We start from the raw sequence: 229 nt of genomic DNA on the forward strand, positions 1-229 counted from the left end.
CGGGCTTCTCCACGCCCTGGGATGCGCCGACCGTTCCGCCCTTTCCCTTCGCCTTCCGCAATGCCGAAGTGCTGACCCTGGCCTGGCGCACCACCGAGGCGGCGGTCGCCCGCATCCTGCCGCCGCCGCTCGAGCCGGCGAGCGACGTGGTGCTCGCCCATATCTACCGGATGACCGACACGGACTGGCTCGGCCCCTATTTCGAGAGCAACGTGTCCGTCGGCTGCCG

The 229-nt window shown here is 70.3% G+C and carries 1 protein-coding gene; it reads left to right on the forward strand.

Going from position 1 to position 229, the window contains the following annotated elements; all coding sequences use genetic code 11:
- Nucleotides 1–229, forward strand: a 229-nt coding sequence (locus tag MKD49_RS26385; RefSeq protein ID WP_252697788.1) for an acetoacetate decarboxylase family protein, incomplete at both ends; no start/stop codon positions are given.

Origin of the sequence: Herbaspirillum sp. WGmk3 (assembly GCF_023952535.1) — a bacterium.
Lineage (GTDB): Bacteria > Pseudomonadota > Gammaproteobacteria > Burkholderiales > Burkholderiaceae_D > Herbaspirillum > Herbaspirillum huttiense.